At 69.2% G+C, this 17,031-nt stretch carries 10 protein-coding genes; 8 read left to right on the top strand and 2 right to left on the bottom strand.

Annotated elements, in window-relative coordinates:
- Window positions 1-11: 11 nt before the first annotated feature.
- Window positions 12-2,555, bottom strand: a complete 2,544-nt coding sequence (locus JNW87_RS11630; protein WP_109801573.1) for an alpha-L-arabinofuranosidase C-terminal domain-containing protein — start codon at window positions 2,553-2,555, stop codon at window positions 12-14.
- Window positions 2,556-2,647: 92 nt separating this feature from the next.
- Window positions 2,648-6,676: a family 43 glycosylhydrolase gene (locus tag JNW87_RS11625; RefSeq protein WP_238453659.1), complete on the bottom strand. Its 4,029-nt coding sequence runs from the start codon at window positions 6,674-6,676 to the stop codon at window positions 2,648-2,650.
- 346 nt (window positions 6,677-7,022) lie between these two features.
- Between JNW87_RS11625 and JNW87_RS11620 the strand changes: the two genes are divergently transcribed.
- From JNW87_RS11620 to araA, 8 genes are all read left to right on the top strand, one after another.
- Window positions 7,023-8,003 (top strand): ABC transporter substrate-binding protein, encoded by a 981-nt coding sequence (locus JNW87_RS11620; protein WP_109801571.1) that lies wholly within the window; start codon window positions 7,023-7,025, stop codon window positions 8,001-8,003.
- Window positions 8,004-8,119: 116 nt separating this feature from the next.
- A complete protein-coding gene (locus JNW87_RS11615; RefSeq protein WP_201749591.1) occupies window positions 8,120-9,685 on the top strand; it encodes a sugar ABC transporter ATP-binding protein in 1,566 nt (521 codons plus the stop codon).
- Between the two features lie 62 nt (window positions 9,686-9,747).
- The gene (locus JNW87_RS11610; protein ID WP_309233938.1) at window positions 9,748-10,788 is read left to right on the top strand and encodes an ABC transporter permease; all 1,041 of its coding nucleotides are present in this window, start codon (window positions 9,748-9,750) and stop codon (window positions 10,786-10,788) included.
- Window positions 10,785-11,798: a galactofuranose ABC transporter, permease protein YjfF gene (gene yjfF, locus JNW87_RS11605; RefSeq protein ID WP_109801569.1), complete on the top strand. Its 1,014-nt coding sequence runs from the start codon at window positions 10,785-10,787 to the stop codon at window positions 11,796-11,798. The genes JNW87_RS11610 and yjfF overlap by 4 nt, the downstream gene beginning before the upstream one ends.
- Before the next feature lie 23 nt (window positions 11,799-11,821).
- Window positions 11,822-12,811: a LacI family DNA-binding transcriptional regulator gene (locus JNW87_RS11600; protein WP_255543752.1), complete on the top strand. Its 990-nt coding sequence runs from the start codon at window positions 11,822-11,824 to the stop codon at window positions 12,809-12,811.
- A complete protein-coding gene (araB, locus tag JNW87_RS11595; RefSeq protein ID WP_109801567.1) occupies window positions 12,808-14,484 on the top strand; it encodes a ribulokinase in 1,677 nt (558 codons plus the stop codon). Before JNW87_RS11600 ends, araB begins: the two co-directional genes overlap by 4 nt.
- Window positions 14,485-14,486: 2 nt before the next feature.
- On the top strand, window positions 14,487-15,164 hold the full coding sequence (locus JNW87_RS11590; RefSeq protein WP_109801566.1) for an L-ribulose-5-phosphate 4-epimerase: 678 nt from the start codon (window positions 14,487-14,489) through the stop codon (window positions 15,162-15,164).
- Window positions 15,165-15,194: 30 nt separating this feature from the next.
- On the top strand, window positions 15,195-16,706 hold the full coding sequence (araA, locus tag JNW87_RS11585) for an L-arabinose isomerase (protein ID WP_109801565.1): 1,512 nt from the start codon (window positions 15,195-15,197) through the stop codon (window positions 16,704-16,706).
- Window positions 16,707-17,031 lie beyond the last annotated feature (325 nt).

Here is a 17,031-nt window from a genome sequence, read left to right as displayed (position 1 = left end):
CGGTGCTGCTCCTACTTGGTCTGAACTCGGATGAACGTCACCGAGTTCGGCTCGAAGGTGCGGGTGAAGGTGGGTGCGACACCCTTGATCGTGCTGGTCACCGGCTTGATCGGCTGCGCGGTGCGGGTGTTCAGCTGCTGCGGGTCGCCGCTGATGACGGTCATCTCCGCCTTGTTCACGACCCGGGCGCCAGCACCGAGGTTGATGGTGGTGCGGGCCGGGGCGTCCTGGGCGTTGACGACCTTGATGATCAGCTGCTTCGCGGCGACGTCCCGGGTGACCACCTGGGCGAACGGCTCGGTGACGGCGTTGTCGTCGAAGCTGCCCCAGACCTGGCCGTCGAGCAGCAGCGTCACCTTGGTGCCGCGGATCTGGACCTTGACGTCGTAGGTGCGGCCGGTCTCGATGGTGTTGGGCTTGGCGATCAGCGTGGTCTTCCCGCCGTTGACGGCCTTCTCCACCGCGCCCTGGGTGTTGTTCCAACCGCCGAGGTTCCACCAGTAGTAGTTGCCGGTGTCCTTGACCCCGAAGCCGACCAGGAAGCCCTCGGCGCCGGAAATCTTGGTGGCCTTCACGTTCAGGTCGTAGTCGTGCCAGTTCACGTCGCCCGCCTTCACCATGGTGTTCTCCGCCGTGGTGCTGGACTGGACGTACGCGCCGTCCTGCACCGCCCAGCTGCCGAGCCCGGTGAGCGGGGTCCACTGACCGGCACCGTTGGAGAAATCGTCATTGAACAGGGGCGTGCCGTCGGCGCCGGTGACCACGACGTCGTCGTACTTCGCGGCGGTCCGCCAGGTGGACAGCCCGATCGCGCCGGTGACCGGCGAGGGGGTCTTCACCGCGCCGGCGGAGGTGCTCGGGACGACCTGGTCGCCGACGTTGCTCATGAAGAGCTTCTGCACCTCGTAGTTGGCGGAGCCCCACGACTGGTCGTTGTCGAACCAGATCATGTCCGGCCGCCACTGGACGTAGTCGATGTTGGCGAGCAGGGGAGCGTAGGAGGCCATCTTCACGACGTCGGCGTTGCGCTCCAGGCCCGTCATGTACGCGCCCTCGGTCAGCGCGTTGTAGAGCTTGTTGTCCTGCGAGGCGTACTCGCCGAGCCAGACCTTCGCACCGGAGCGGTCGTAGCCGTCGTAGCGCTTGTTGTTCTGCAGGAACCATTCCGGGCTGTTGTAGTAGTGCTCGTCGACCATCTCCACGCCGTTGGCCCGGTTGAGGTCCCAGGCCCGGTCGAAGGTGACGCCGGTGTCGTCCGGCCCGGAGTTGCTGATGACGGTGATGTTCGGGTACTTCGCCTTGATCGCGTCGCGGAACTTTACGAAGCGGGTCATGAAGGCATCGGGAAGGTTCTCCTCATTGCCGACCTCGATGCGGTCGAGGCCGAACGGCTCCGGGTGGCCCATGGCCGCCCGCTTGGCGCCCCACGTGGACGTGGCCGCGCCGTTGGCGAACTCGATGAGGTCGAGGGTGTCCTGGATGTGCCGCTGCAGCAGCGCGTCGTCGTCGACGGCGCGGTTCTGGCCGCAGCCGGTGACCAGCGCCGGCACGACGGGCACCGGCTTGGCGCCGAGGTCCTCGGAGAACTGGAAGTACTCGTAGTAGCCAAGGCCGTAGGACTGGTTGTAGCCCCAGAAGTTCTTGTTGGTGGCGCGCTCCTCGACCGGGCCGATGGTGTCCTTCCACTGGTACGAGCGGGCGCGCTGGTAGCCGTCCTCGGCCGTGTAGCCGTACATGCTGCCGGTGTTGACCAGGCACCCGCCGGGGAAGCGGACGAAGCCCGGCTTGAGAGCGGCGATCTTCTCCGCCAGGTCCTTGCGCAGGCCGTTGGGGTGGCCCTTGAAGGTGTCCCGGGGGAAGAGCGAGACCATGTCGAGGCGCACGGTTCCGGTACCCCCGGCCTCCACGGCGAGGCGGGCGGCGTCGGTGGTGCCGGTGGCCACGAACGTACCCGTGTACTTGCGCCAGGTGTCACCCTGGACCGTCAGCTGGACCGGGGCGGCGTAGGTGGCTATCCCGGCCTGGTTGCGCAGCGTGACGGTGAGGGGGGTGCCGTCTGCGGCATCGGTCCGGGCCCAGACGGAGAAGTCGTAGGTCTTGCCGGCCTCGACCGCGATGCCGGTGTTGTAGCCGGAGTTCATCACGCCGTAGGTGCCGGCGCCGGCGTTGCTGAGCGTCATCTTGAGGTAGGTGCGGTTGCGCTCGTTGAGACGGGCCTCGTCGTTCACGGTGGCGATGGTGCCGCTGCCGCCAGCGGAGGAGACGGCGCTCCACGAGGTGAGGCCGGTGTAGGAGCCGTTGTCGACCGGCAGGTACTCGAAGGAGCGGTTCTGCACGAGCTCGGCGTAGAGGCCGCCGTCGGCGGCCCGGTTGATGTCCTCGAAGAAGACGCCGTACATGGCCGGGTCGATGGCCGGGCCGGCGCCGTTGGCGTCCACGTTGATCGTGTAGTCGAGGGCTGCGGGCGTCGCGGCACCGAGGGCCGGGGCGCTCGCGTACAGCGCGGTCCCGACGAGTCCGGCGACCAGGCCCGCGGCGAGGCGGTGGGTGCGCATGGGGGATAAGCCTCCCTGTGACGGGTGGATGTGGTGATCGGTGCGGGCGAGGCGGACGCCGCGAGGCGCCGTGGCGTCCGCCTCCAGGAGAGTCAGGGCGCCAGCGGCGGGACGCTCTCCAGCGTGGGGACGACCTTGGCGATGGTGCCGTCGGGGTTGAAGCGGAGACGGTCGATGGTGACCTCGCGGTGCGTGCCGTCTCCGCCAGGGATGGCGAAGCGGTGGTACGCGATGTACCAGTCGTCGGTGCCCGGCACCTGGATCATGCTGTGGTGCCCGGTGCCGAGGATGCCGAGGCTGACGTCCTTGATGAGGATCTCGCCTCGGTTGACCAGGCCGTCGGCCATCGGGCTCGTCGCGGTGGCATAGCCGACGCGGTAGTTCTCGCTCCGGGTGTCGTCGATCGACCAGCTGAGGTAGTAGGTGCTGCCCCGCTTGGCCATGAAGAGGCCCTCGCGGAAGTTGGTCAGGCCGGTGATGCGCTTGACCCTCGCCGGATCGAACGAAGTCATGTCCGCGTTGAGCGGCACCACGTACGCGTTGCCATTGCCCCAGTACAGGTAGCTCTGGCCGTCGTCATCGGTGAAGACGGCGGGGTCGATCGCCTGGCCGCCGTTCGGGTTCGACGCGACGAGTGGCTTGCCGAGAGCGTCGACGAACGGGCCGGTGGGCGAGTCGGACACCGCCACGCCGATCTTGGCGTCGGCGCAGAAGTACAGGTAGTACTTCCCGTTCTTCTCCATCGCGGCCGGCGCCCAGGCCCGCCCATCGGCCCACGACACGTCCGGTCCGAGGTCGAGGATGGTCGGGTGCTCGGTCCAGTGCACCAGGTCCTTGCTCGACCAGGTCTTGAACGTGGTGCTGGACCAGCCCGGGTAGCCGTCGGTCGTCGCGTAGACGTAGTACGTGTCGCCGAAGCGCACGATGTTCGGGTCCGCGTTGTAGCCGGGCAGGACCGGGCTGTTCATGACGGCGGCCTTCACGGTCCAGGCCCGGCTGCTGCCGTCCTCGCCGGTGACCCGGTAGGTCACCGGATTCGTGAAGTCCTGCGTCGAGCCGTTGCCCGGCGTGACGCGAGCCTCGCCGCCGACCCCGAGGACGGGCGCCAGCGCTCGCACGTCGGTACCCGGCTTGACGGGCAGGGTGACGGTGTTCGTGTCGCTGTTGATGATGGCCGGGACCTTGAGGGAGTCCAGCTTCACCGAGCCGATGGCGGTCTCGTTGCCGGGGAGGGAGAGCACCTCCTTGGCCGACAGGCCGCGGTTCCACAGCGTGAAGCTGCGCATCGCGCCGTTGAAGTAGCGGTCGCCGGAGTAGAGCGAGCGGCCCAGGTAGTTGGCGGTCGTGATGCCGCCGCCGAGGTCCCCCGGCTTGGTGGTGACCGCGCTGTTCTTCGCCACCTCGACGCCGTTGTCATAGAGCCGGGCCACCCCACCGGAGAGCGTGTAGGTGAGGGTGTGCCAGCCGCCCCGGCTGAGGTCGCGCGCGGCGTCGGTGTTCTGCTCGGTGGTCCAGTTTCCGCTGGCGATGGCGGTGCGGTAGGAGTTGCCGGTGGTGAACAGGTAACCGTTGCCGGACCCGTTCGTGCTGTTTCCCATGCCCCAGATGAAGTACGGGGTGGCCTGCGCCGGGTCGACCCAGACCTGGGCGGAGACGCTGGCGTCCGCCAGGCCGGTCAGCAGGTTGTTCGGCAGCTTCAGGTAGCCGTCGGTCCCGTTGAAGACCATACCGTCGTCCGAGCGGGTGACGCCGCCGTGCAGGACCGCATCCTGGGCGTTGCCGGCGCTGTCGGCCACGGTCGTGCCGGTCCCGCCGCCGAGGCGGTAGTCCGCGATGACGCCCTTCTTGGTCGTCGGTGCGGGCGTCGGGCCCTGGTGGAGCCGGTCGAGCTCGGCCTTGGTGACCGGCAGGACGGTGCCGTGTCGCGGGTGCGCCGGCAGGTCGTAGCCGGTCGACATGGTGAACGTTCCGCTGTCGAGGTCGGTGGTTTCGAACGGTACGTAGCCGCGCCCGCCGAACTCGTCGATGAACACGTACCACTTGTCCTCGGTGTTGCTCTTGAACACCGTCGGGCCCTCACCTTGCGAGATGCCCGGGGAGGTGGCCGTCGCCTTGCCGATGCAGTCCCGGACGAAGTCCCAGTTGGTGCTGCGCAGGTCGGTGGACTTCTGCTCCAGGATGAACTTGCTGCACGGGGTGCTGGAGGTGTTGTTCCGCTCGTCCTTGGTGAAGCGGTAGTAGCTGCCGTTGTGCTTGATGACGGTCGGGTCGATCACGGAGTAGCCGGGGTCGACCCATACCTTGGGCTCGCTGAAGGTCCGGAAGTCGCGCGTGGTCACGTACAGCATGCGGTTGTACGTGTTGCCGGTGTGGGCGGTGTCCTCCGGGGTGTAGAGCTTGGAGGCCCAGAACACCACGTAGGCGCCGATGCTGTCGTCGTAGTAGGCCTCCGGGGCCCAGGTGTTGCCGGCCGTGTCGGGGGCGACCCGCACGTGCCGCTGCTGCGACCAGTTCACCAGGTCGGTCGACTCCCAGACCTCGATGTACTTGCTGCCGGTGCGCTGGCTCGCGTCCCAGTCGCCGTTGCCGTTGATCTTGAGGTCGGTGGCGATGAGGTAGAACTTGTCGCCCTCCGGGCTGCGGATGATGAACGGGTCCCGCACCCCCTTGTCGCCCTCCGTGGAGGTGAGGACGGGGCGGCCGCCGTTGAGCTCGTCGTACTTGAGCGGGTCGTTGCCGCGGCTCGCCGCGAAGTAGATCTGCTCGCCGTCGGCGGTGCCCTCGCCGGTGAAGTACGCGAAGGCGTACCCCTCGAGCGGCTCCTTCTTCGGCAGCGGCAAAACGGTCAGGCTGACGTTGCGGACCGCGCTCGCCGCGCCCTTGGTCGCTCGCACGCCGAGCCGGGCCCTGACCGGGCTCGACCCGTACGGCGGGCGGGTCACCTCGCCCGTGCTGGTCATGGCGTCGGGGTCCTTGGCGGTCCAGGTCAGCGCGACGTCGCGGGCGCCCTTGGTGGGCAGCGTGAGGTTGCCGCGGACGGCGTTCTGGTCGTGGATGACGATGGCCGCGAGGGCGTTGTCGACCTTTTCCTGATCGGTGATGTCCTCGACCACCGTGACCGCGAAGGCTCGGCTGACCGTGAAGCCGGCGTAGGACACGGCGGCGGTCAGCGTGACGGTCGCGTTGCCGGTGCCGGGGGCGGGCCGGGTGACCACACCGGCGTCCGACACGACGGCCGGGTTGCTGGAGGACCAGGTCACCGTGGAGCCCCCGGCGGCCTGGGTGGGCAGGGTGAGGTTCTCCGTCACCGCGGTGGTGTCGCCGAGGTCCAAGGCCGCCGCATCCGCCGCAGCCCGTCCGGAAGCGGTCTGTTCCCCGAGGGCGTGCGCTTCCTCGGCGCTCACCGCCCGGTCGTAGATGCGGAAGTCGCGGACCTGTCCCTTGAGGTACTTGTCCGAGGTGTAGACCGAGCGGCCGAGGTAGTTGGCCCTGGTGGTGCCGCCGCCGATCGAGCCGGGGGTCAGCGTGATGCCGGTCTTGCGGGCGACCTCGACCCCGTCCTCGTAGAGCACGGCGGTGCCGCCGCCGAGGGCGTAGGTGAGGGTGCGCCAACTGCCGCGGCTGAGGTTGCGGCCCGTGGTCACGGTCTGCTCGGTGGACCAGTTGCCACTGGCGATGGAGGCGCGGAAGGCGTTGCCGGTGGTGAACAGGTAGCCGTTACCGACGCCGTCGGAGCCGGTGTTCCCCAGGCCCCAGATGAAGTACGGCGTCGCCTGGTCCGACGCCATGTTGACCTGCACCGAGACGGTGACGTCGGTGAGGCCCCGCAGGACGTCGTTGGGCAGTCGGACGTGGCCGTTCGTGCCGCCGAGGCGCAGGCCGTCCGCGCCCTGCCAGCTCGCGTCGCCGCTGAGCGTGCCGTTGCGCCCGTGGCCCGAGCTGTCGGTCACGGTCGTGCCGCTGGCCTGAGTGAGGTCGTAGTGCAGGACCAGCCCGTCGTCGACAGTGGCCGCCGCGGGCGTAGCCAGGCTGACGACGCCGGCCAGTCCGGTGACCAGCGCGGCCAGGCCGGCGAGCAGAGGCCGGGCGCGGTGCGCCGGGCGGGAGAAGGACAGGGACATTGCCGGGCTTCCTCCAGGGATTCTGCCGAGGTCGGGCAGGGCGGTTGGTTGGCGTGGCCGGGGCGTTCTCGGGGGCAGTTGGTGCCCCCGCCCGGGCGCTCGGCAACGCATGTGAGCGTTAACAAGCCGAGAAGTTAGCGCTAACATAAGCGGCCTCATCAGGCCCTGTCAATCCCCTCTACCTGCAATGACATCTGGCGTTGACAAGAACGACATGGGGGGTTGACACCACTGTATGTTAGCGCTCACACTTCCGGCCAGATGGGCAGTGGCTGCCAAGGCGATGAGCCAGGAGCCGGCCGCCGCACGGGCCCAGCAAGGCGTCAGAAAGTTGGAGGAAAGTCCAATGTCGAAGAAGTTCCTCACGGCCGTCGCCGGCATGGTGCTGGCCGTAGGCCTCACGGCATGCGGCGGAAATTCGTCCGCGTCCGGCGGAGGCAACAGCGGCAGCGACAAGATCACCGTGGGCTTCGCCCAGGTCGGTGCCGAGTCCGGTTGGCGTACCGCCAACACCAAGTCGGTTCAGGAGTCGGCCAAGGAGGCCGGCATCGACCTCAAGTTCTCCGACGCGCAGCAGAAGCAGGAGAACCAGATCAAGGCGATCCGCAGCTACATCCAGCAGAAGGTCGACGTCATCGCCTTCAGCCCCGTGGTCGAGACCGGTTGGGACGCGGTGCTGCTCGAGGCCAAGCGGGCCAACATCCCGGTGATCCTCACCGACCGCGCGGTCGACTCCCAGGACACCTCGCTCTACAAGACCTTCCTCGGGTCCGACTTCATCGAGGAGGGCAAGAAGGCCGGCGAGTGGCTGGTCAAGGACTCGGAGGGCAAGAGTCAGGTCAACGTCGTCGAGCTGCAGGGCACGACCGGCGCCGCCCCCGCCATCGACCGCCAGAAGGGCTTCGCCGACGTCATCAAGTCGGCCCCGCAGATCAAGGTGATCGCCTCGCAGACCGGTGACTTCACCCGATCCGGTGGCAAGCAGGTCATGGAGGCCTTCCTCAAGTCCAACCCGAAGATCGACGTGGTCTACGCCCACAACGACGACATGGGCCTGGGCGCCATCGAGGCCATCGAGGCGGCCGGCAAGAAGCCCGGTGTCGACATCAAGATCATCACCGTCGATGCGGTGCACGACGGGATGCAGGCGCTCGCCGACGGCAAGATCAACTACATCGTCGAGTGCAACCCGCTCCTCGGCCCCCAGCTGATGGACCTCGCCAAGAAGGTCGTCAAGGGCGAGCAGGTGCCGCAGCGCGTGGTGACGGAGGAGACGACGTTCACCCAGGAGCAGGCGAAGACCGAGCTGCCCAACCGCAAGTACTGAGACCGGTCGATATCCTGATTGGCACACCCCGCCGTCCTAACGGGTGGCGGGGTGTCCAGCCCCAGCATCCGGCCGCCCCGTCGGCGACGGCTCGTAGCAAGTGATGGAGGACCACCATGTCGGTGGACGCGAAGCAGGCACCGCGTGAGGCCGGACGGGCCGCGGTGGTGCAGATGCGTGGGATCTCGGTGGAGTTCCCAGGCGTGAAAGCCCTGCAGGAGGTGGACTTCCGACTTCTCCCCGGCGAGGTGCACGCCCTCATGGGAGAGAACGGCGCCGGCAAGTCGACCCTCATCAAGGCGTTGACGGGCGTGTACACCCCGACCGCCGGAGTCACCCTGCTGGACGGTCGTGAGGTCTCGTTCTCCGGCCCCGCCGACGCTCAGGACTCGGGGATCAGCACGGTTTACCAGGAGGTGAACCTCTGCCCGAACCTCACCGTCGCCGAGAACATCCTGCTCGGTCGTGAGCCGCGGCGGTTCGGCGCCGTCGACGGGCGGGCCTGCCGAGCCCGGGCGGCGGAGCTGCTCGCCGACATGGGGCTGCACATCGACCCCGGCTCCGTCCTCGCCGAGCATCCCATCGCCATCCAGCAGCTCGTGGCGATCGCCCGCGCGGTGGCCGTGGACGCCAAGGTCCTCATCCTCGACGAACCGACCTCCAGTCTGGATCAGGACGAGGTCGCCGAGCTCTTCCGGATCATGCGCGTCCTGCGGGACCGGGGAGTCGCCATCCTCTTCGTGTCGCACTTTCTCGAGCAGGTCTACGAGATCTCCGACCGCATGACGGTGCTGCGCAACGGGCGGCTGGTGGGGGAGCACCTCACCGCCGACCTCAGCCGACTCGACCTGGTCTCCCTCATGATCGGTCGCGAACTCGGCGCGTTGGCGGAGGTGGAGCGGCTCGCCGGACAGGCCGGCGAGGAGGCCTCCACCGTCCCCGTGCTGCAGGCCACCGGAGTCGGCCGCAAGGGCTCGGTCGCGCCGTTCGACCTCCAGATCAACCGCGGTGAGGTGGTCGGCCTGGCCGGACTCCTCGGTTCCGGTCGTACCGAGCTGGCGCGGCTGCTCTTCGGGGCGGACCGCCCGGACAGCGGCCAGGTGCGCATCGACGGCAAGGCCCTGCACCTGCGCAGCCCGCGCGCGGCCATCGCGGCCGGGATCGCCTACTGTTCAGAGGACCGAAAGGGCGAGGGGGTGGTGGCCGACCTCAGCATCCGCGACAACCTCATCCTGGCGATGCAGGCGGCCAACGGCTGGGCCCGGCCCATTCCGCGTAAGACCAAGGACCAGCTGGTCGAGAAGTGGATCAAGGCGCTGGACATCAGGCCGGCGGACCCCGACGCGCTCGTGGGCAAGCTGTCCGGGGGCAACCAGCAGAAGGTGCTGCTCGCCCGCTGGCTGATCACCAAACCGAAGGTGCTCATCCTCGACGAGCCCACCCGCGGCATCGACATCGGGGCCAAGACCCAGATCCAGAAGCTCGTCGCCGAGCTCGCCCAGGAAGGCATGGCCGTGGTCTACATCTCCGCCGAACTCGAGGAGGTCGCGCGCCTGAGCCACCGCGTCGTGGTGATGAAGGACCGCAGCAAGATCGCCGAGCTCGACCAGCATGCGACCGTGGACGACATCATGCGGCTCATCGCCCACGTGGACGAGCGCTCCGAGGCGGTGGCGGCATGACGTCGACGCGCCCCCTGGACCGCTTCCGCAGCAGCCCTCTGCTCTGGCCCCTGGTGGCCCTCGTGGTGCTGCTGGCGGCCAACGCGGTCGTCCGCCCGTCCTTCCTGGCCCTGCGTTTCCAGGATGGCCACCTGTACGGGAGCCTCGTCGACATCCTCAAGAACGGCGCGCCGACCCTGCTCATCGCCCTGGGCATGTGCCTGGTGATCGCCACCCGGGGGATCGACCTGTCCGTGGGCGCGGTCGTCGCCATCGCCGGTGCCGTCGCCTGCTCTTCGATCGTGGGCGCGGGCGATCCCACCAGCGCCAAGGCCGCCTTTGTCGGCATGGGACTGGCGCTCGCCCTGTGCGCCGTCCTCGGCCTGTGGAACGGCTTCCTCGTCGCCGCCCTCCGCATTCAGCCGATCATCGCGACGCTCGTCCTCATGACGGCCGGCCGGGGCATCGCCATGCTGATCACCGACGGCCAGATCATCACGGTCCGCAACCCCACGTTCCGCACCGTCGGCGCAGGCTTCCTGTTGCTGCCCGTCTCGATCCTCATCGCGGTGGCCGTGTTCGTGCTCGTCGCCATCGTCACGAGGAAGACGGCCCTGGGCCTGCTGATCGAGTCGGTCGGCATCAACCCGGAGGCCAGCCGGCTCGCCGGCCTGCGCTCGCGCACGATCCGGTGGACCGTCTACGTGTTCGCGGCGATCTGCGCGGGCATCGCCGGCCTCATGATCAGCTCGAACGTCAGCGCTGCCGACGCGAACAACGCCGGCCTCTGGATCGAGATGGACGCCATCCTGGCGGTCGTTATCGGCGGCACCTCCCTGGCCGGCGGCCGCTACAGCCTGGCCGGGACCCTGCTCGGCGCGCTCATCATCCAGACGCTCACCACGACGGTGTACAGCATGGGCATCGCGCCGGAGATCACCCTCGTCTTCAAGGCCGTCGTCGTCATCGCCGTGTGCCTCCTGCAGGCGCCCAAGGTGCGGGCCGTCCTGCTACGGCGCACCCCGCGGCGTCCCGCCCGGCCCGTTTCCGACGCTGAGCCGGCGGCCGCGCAGCACGCCCAGACCCCGACCGCATCCATGGTGGAGAAGGTGGCCCAGTCATGACGACGTCAGCAACGCCGGTCAAGGGCAAGGCCCCGCTCGGGGCGATTCTGCGCGGCCGGTCCGTTCCCGGTCGGGTCGTGCCCGTGATCGCCACCTTCGTGCTCTTCGTCCTCCTCTTCGGGGTCGGTGCCGCCCGCTACGAGGGGTTCACCTCCGGGCAGGTCGTGGCGAACCTGTTCATCGACAACGCGTTCCTCATCGTCATCGCGGTCGGCATGACCTTCGTCATCGTCACCGGCGGCATCGACCTGTCGGTGGGCGCGGTGGTCGCGCTGTCCACGATGGTGGCGGCGGCCAGCCTGCGGGCCGGACTCCCGGCGCCGCTCGTGGTGCTGCTGGTGCTGCTCATGGGGTCGACGCTCGGCCTGCTCATGGGCCTGGTCATCCACTACTTCGAGATCCAGCCGTTCATCGTCACGCTCGCCGGCATGTTCCTCGCCCGGGGGCTGTGCTTCGTCGTCGGCGTCGAGTCGATCTCGATCAAGGACCCGACCTTCCGCAGCTTCGCCACCGCCGCCATCCCGCTGTCGCAGAACGTGTCGATCACGTGGAGTGTGGTGATCGCCCTGGCCCTCGTGGCGGTGGCGGTCTGGGTCCTGCACCGGACCCGCTTCGGGCGGACGGCGTACGCGGTCGGCGGCAGCGAGAGCTCGGCCACGCTCATGGGCCTGCCCGTCGCCAAGGTCAAGATCGGCGTCTACGTCATCAGCGGGCTCTGCTCCGCCATCGCCGGTCTGCTCTTCTCCCTCTACATGCTCTCCGGATACGGGCTGCACGCCGTCGGCATGGAGCTGGACGCCATCGCCTCCGTCGTCATCGGCGGCACGCTGCTCTCCGGCGGCGTCGGCTACGTCCTCGGTTCACTGCTCGGCGTACTGGTCCTGGGTGTCATCCAGACATTGATCTCGTTTCAAGGCACGCTGAGCTCGTGGTGGACGAAGATAGCGATCGGAACCCTGCTGCTCCTCTTCATCGTGATGCAGAGGGTCTTCATGCGGAGGCAGCCGTGACGGCTGCCTCCAGGGCGCCGGTGATGGCGGATGTCGCTCGACTCGCGGGCGTGTCGCACCAGACCGTGTCCCGGGTGATCAACGGTTCGCCCAGCATCAAGCCGGAGACCAGGGAGCGGGTGCTCCAGGCGATCGAGCGGCTGGGCTACCGCCCCAACATCGCCGCCCGCGCGCTGGTGCGCGGACGCTCCGGGATGATCGGCATCATCGGCACCGCCAGGACGTTCTTCGGTCCGACGAGCATCCACCGCAGTGTCGAGGACGCCGCCCGCGAGGCGGGCTACTTCGCGACCTCGGTGAGCCTGTCGGACGTGACGCGCCGGGCCCTCAGCGATGCCACCGAGCACCTCATGCGGGTGGGCGTGGAGGGCATCGTGATGATCGCCGGCCACGACGAGGCGCTCGAGGTGGTTCGCATGCAACCCGCTCGGGTCCCCTTCGTCGTGGTGGAGGGGGACCTGTCGAAGGCATCCCTGACCGTCGGGGTGGACCAGGTGCGCGGCGCGCGGATGGCGACGGAGCACCTGCTGAGCCTCGGGCACCGCGAGATCGTGCACGTCAGCGGCCCGCTCAACTGGGCGGAGGCCGGCCGGGTCGAGGGCTGGCGCCTGGCGATGAGCGAGTCGGGACTGCGGCCGGCGGAGCCGGTGCGGGGCGACTGGAGCTCGGAAAGCGGGTACACCGCCGGCGAGCGGATCTGCGAGATGCCCGGCGCCACCGCGGTGTTCGCCGCCAACGATCAGATGGCGATCGGAGTGCTCCGCGCGCTGCATGAGTGTGGCCGCCGGGTGCCGGACGACATCTCCGTCGTCGGATTCGACGACGTCCCCGAGGCGGCCTACCTCATCCCGCCGCTGACCACGATCCAGCAGGACTTCGACGCCGTCGGTCGCCGGGCGATCGAGGTCGTCACGCAGGCGATCAAGGGCACCGAACTCCAGCCCTCGCCGTTGGTCATTCCCAAGCTTGTGGTGCGCAAGAGCACCGCCCCGCCGACAAGGACCAGCACATGAGCAACGACAAGTACGTGGTGGGCGTCGATTTCGGGACCCTGTCGGGACGGGCCCTGGTGGTCCGAGTGGCAGACGGGGCCGAGTTGGGGTCGGCCATGCACGAGTACCCGCACGCCGTGGTGACCGACGCGCTGCCCTCCGGTCGGGCGCTGCCGCCCGAGTGGGCGCTGCAGGTCCCCCAGGACTACCGCGAGGTCCTCCAGGTCGCGGTGCCGCAGGCCGTGCAGGAGGCCGGGATCGACGCCGCCGACGTCATCGGCATCGCCACCGACTTCACGGCCTGCACCGTGCTGCCCACCACTGCCGACGGCACGCCGCTCTCCGAGCTGCCGCAGTACGCCGACCGGCCGCACGCCTACATCAAGCTGTGGCGCCACCACGCCGCGCAGGGCCAGGCCGACCGCGTCAACGAGCTGGCCCGCAGACGCGGCGAGACCTGGTTGCCCCGCTACGGCGGGCTGATCTCCTCCGAGTGGGAGTTCGCCAAGGCGCTCCAGGTCCTCGAGGAGGACCCGGAGGTGTACGCCGCGACCGAGCGCTGGGTGGAGGCCGCGGACTGGATCGTGTGGCAGCTCTGCGGCCGGTACGTCCGCAACGCCTGCACCGCCGGATACAAGGGCATCCTCCAGGACGGGAAGTACCCGTCACCGGAGTTCCTCGCCGAGCTCAACCCCGGCTTCGCACGCTTCGTGGTCGACAAGCTCGAGCACCCCATCGGCCAGCTCGGCGAGGCCGCCGGCCGGCTGACCGCACAGGCGGCAGCCTGGACGGGCCTGCCCGAGGGCATCGCGGTGGCCGTCGGCAACGTCGACGCCCACGTCACCGCGCCCGCCGCCCAGGCGACCGCACCCGGCCAGATGGTGGCGATCATGGGCACCTCCACCTGCCACGTCATGTCCGGCACCGTCCTGCGGGAGGTGCCGGGAATGTGCGGCGTCGTGGACGGCGGGATCATCCCGGGGCTCTGGGGTTACGAGGCCGGCCAGTCCGGGGTGGGTGACATCTTCGGCTGGTTCACCCGGACGGGCGTGCCGGCGGCGTACGCCGCCGAGGCGAAGGAGCGCGGCATCTCGGTGCACGAGCTGCTCACCGAGCGGGCCGCCGGCCAGGCGGTGGGGGCGCACGGGCTCCTCGCGCTCGACTGGCACAGCGGCAACCGGTCGGTCCTGGTCGACCACGAGCTCTCCGGGGTCGTCGTCGGGCAGACACTGGCGACGCGCCCGGAGGACACCTACCGCGCGCTGCTCGAGGCCACCGCGTACGGCACCAGGGTGATCCTCGAGACGTTCCGCGACAGCGGGGTGCCGGTCGAGGAACTCATCATCGCCGGCGGCCTGACCAAGAATCGCCTCCTCATGCAGATCTACGCCGACGTGACCCGGATGCCGCTGTCGGTCCTCGGGTCCGAGCAGGGCCCCGCGCTCGGCTCGGCGATCCACGCCGCGGTGGCCGCGGGCGCGTACCCCGGCATCACGACCGCGGCCAAGGCGATGGGCCGGGTCACCCGGGGCGCCTACGTGCCCGACGAGGAGCGGGCGAACGCCTACGACGCGTTGTTCGCCGAGTACCTGGTGCTGCACGACTACTTCGGCCGAGGCGCGAACCCGGTGATGAAGCGGCTCAAGGAGATCCGCCGTTCCGCCACTGCCGCCGCCGGCCGAGAGGAGGCCTGACCGTGACCGTCCTGGCCGACGTGAACGCGACGATCCGCAGCCTGCGCGAGGAGGTGTGCCGGCTGCACGCCGAGCTGACCCGCTACGAGCTGGTGGTGTGGACGGCGGGCAACGTGTCCTCGCGGGTGCCTGGGCGCGACCTCATGGTCATCAAGCCCAGCGGGGTCGCGTACGACGAGCTCACTCCGGACAACATGGTGGTCTGCGACCTGTACGGCAGGGTTGTGGACGGCGATTACGCGCCGTCGTCCGACACCGACGCCCAGGCGTACGTCTACCGCCACATGCCGCACGTCGGCGGCGTCGTGCACACCCACTCGACGTACGCCACGGCGTGGGCCGCGCGCGGTGAGCCGATCCCGTGCGTGCTGACCATGATGGCTGACGAGTTCGGGGGAGACATCCCCGTCGGCCCGTTCGCCCTCATCGGCGACGACTCGATCGGGCGGGGGATCGTCGAGACCCTCTCGCAGAGCCGGTCCGCGGCGGTGCTCATGCGCAACCACGGCGTCTTCAGCATCGGGCGGACGGCAAGGGCCGCCGTCAAGGCCGCCGTGATGTGCGAGGACGTCGCCCGCACCGTGCACGTCGCCCGTCAGCTCGGTCGACCGATACCGATCGGGGAGGGCGACATCGACGCCCTCTACGACCGCTACCAGAACGTTTACGGGCAGCGCTGACCCCGCTCCCGCTACTCGAGGAGATCCACCATGCCTGCTGACCCCCAGAATGCCCCTGAGCTGTGGTTCCTGACCGGCAGCCAGCACCTGTACGGCGAGGAGACCCTGCGCCAGGTGGCCGACCAGTCGCAGGCCATCGCCAAGCAGCTCGACGCCAGCGGGGTCCTGCCCGCCAAGGTGGTCTGGAAGCCCGTCCTCATCGACGCCGCCGCCATCCACGCCCAGGTGCTCGCGGCCAACGCCGCGCCGGGGTGCATCGGTGTGATCACGTGGATGCACACCTTCTCCCCGGCCAAGATGTGGATCGCGGGCATGGACGCCCTGCGCAAGCCGATGCTGCACCTGCACACCCAGGCCGGCGCGGAACTGCCCTGGTCCACCATCGACATGGACTTCATGAACCTCAACCAGGCCGCCCACGGTGACCGCGAGTTCGGGTATCTCACCGCCCGCCTCGGCGTGGCCCGCAAGATCGTCGCCGGCCATGTGAGCAACCCGGTGGTCGTGGAGCGGGTCGCCGTCTGGGCTCGGGCCGCCCTCGGTGCGCATGAGCTTCGGACGCTGCGCCTGGCCCGGTTCGGCGACAACATGCGCGACGTCGCCGTCACCGAGGGGGACAAGGTGGAGGCGCAGCTGCGCTTCGGGGTGTCGGTCAACACGTACGGCGTGAACGACCTGGTGAAGGTCGTCGACGAGATCTCGGATGCGGCGGTCGACGACCTGGTGACCGAGTACCTCGACAGCTTCGACGTCGCGGCCGAGCTGCGCCCGGGCGGGGACCGCCACGAGTCCCTGCGCTACGGCGCCCGGATCGAGGCCGGCCTGCGGAGGTTCCTCAGCGACGGTGACTTCAAGGCCTTCACCACCAACTTCGAGGACCTCGGCGGCCTGCGCCAGCTGCCCGGCCTCGCCGTGCAGCGGCTCATGGCCGACGGCTACGGCTTCGGCGGCGAGGGCGACTGGAAGACCTCGGTCATGGTGCGTACCACCAAGGCCATGGCGGCCGGCCAGCCGGGCGGCACCAGCTTCATGGAGGACTACACCTACCACCTGGTGCCCGGGCAGGAGAAGATCCTCGGCGCCCACATGCTCGAGGTCTGCCCCAGCATCGCCGGGGGTAAGCCGACCCTCGAGATCCACCCGCTCGGCATCGGCAACCGGGAGGACCCGGTGCGGCTGCGCTTCACCGCCGCGCCCGGCCCCGCCGTGGTCGTGGGCATCAGCGACCTGGGCGACCGCTTCCGCCTGACGCTCAACGAGGTCGACGTCGTCGAGCCCGACGAGGCGCTGCCGAAGCTCCCGGTGGCCTGCGCGGTCTGGGAGCCGCGCCCCAGCCTGTCCACCTCGGCGGAGTGCTGGCTGCTCGCCGGCGGTCCGCACCACACCGTGCTCTCCAAGGCGGTGCGCACCCCAGAGTTCCGCGACCTGGCCGAGATGCTGCGTACCGAGCTCGTGGTCATCGACTCGGCCACAACTCCGGAGGCAATGCGGCGGGAACTGCGGTGGAACGCCGCATACCACCGCCTCGCCGCCCAGCTGTAGTACTCCGCGCCCCGCTCCGGTGGCGCTGGTGTCCGGAACCCCACCAGCGCCACCGGTTCCACCTGCCCACGGGGGGACCACGTGCGGCACGACCGGGTTGCGCCTTCCAGCCTCAGGAGACCTCATGGCCCCCGTACGATTCGGGACAATGCCGGACGGGCGCGACGTCATGGCCCACACCCTCCGAGCGGAGCCCGGGGTGGAGCTGACGGTGCTCGACCTTGGCGCCACCGTGCAGCGGCTACGGGTGCCGACGCGAGACGGGCACCCTCTGGACGTCGTCCTCGGCTACTCCGACGTGGCCTCGTACCTCTCCCCGACCAAC

It is taken from the genome of Micromonospora sp. ATA51 (assembly GCF_016802855.1).
Taxonomy (GTDB): domain Bacteria; phylum Actinomycetota; class Actinomycetes; order Mycobacteriales; family Micromonosporaceae; genus Micromonospora; species Micromonospora sicca.
This window is presented reverse-complemented; position numbering and strand designations above follow the sequence as displayed.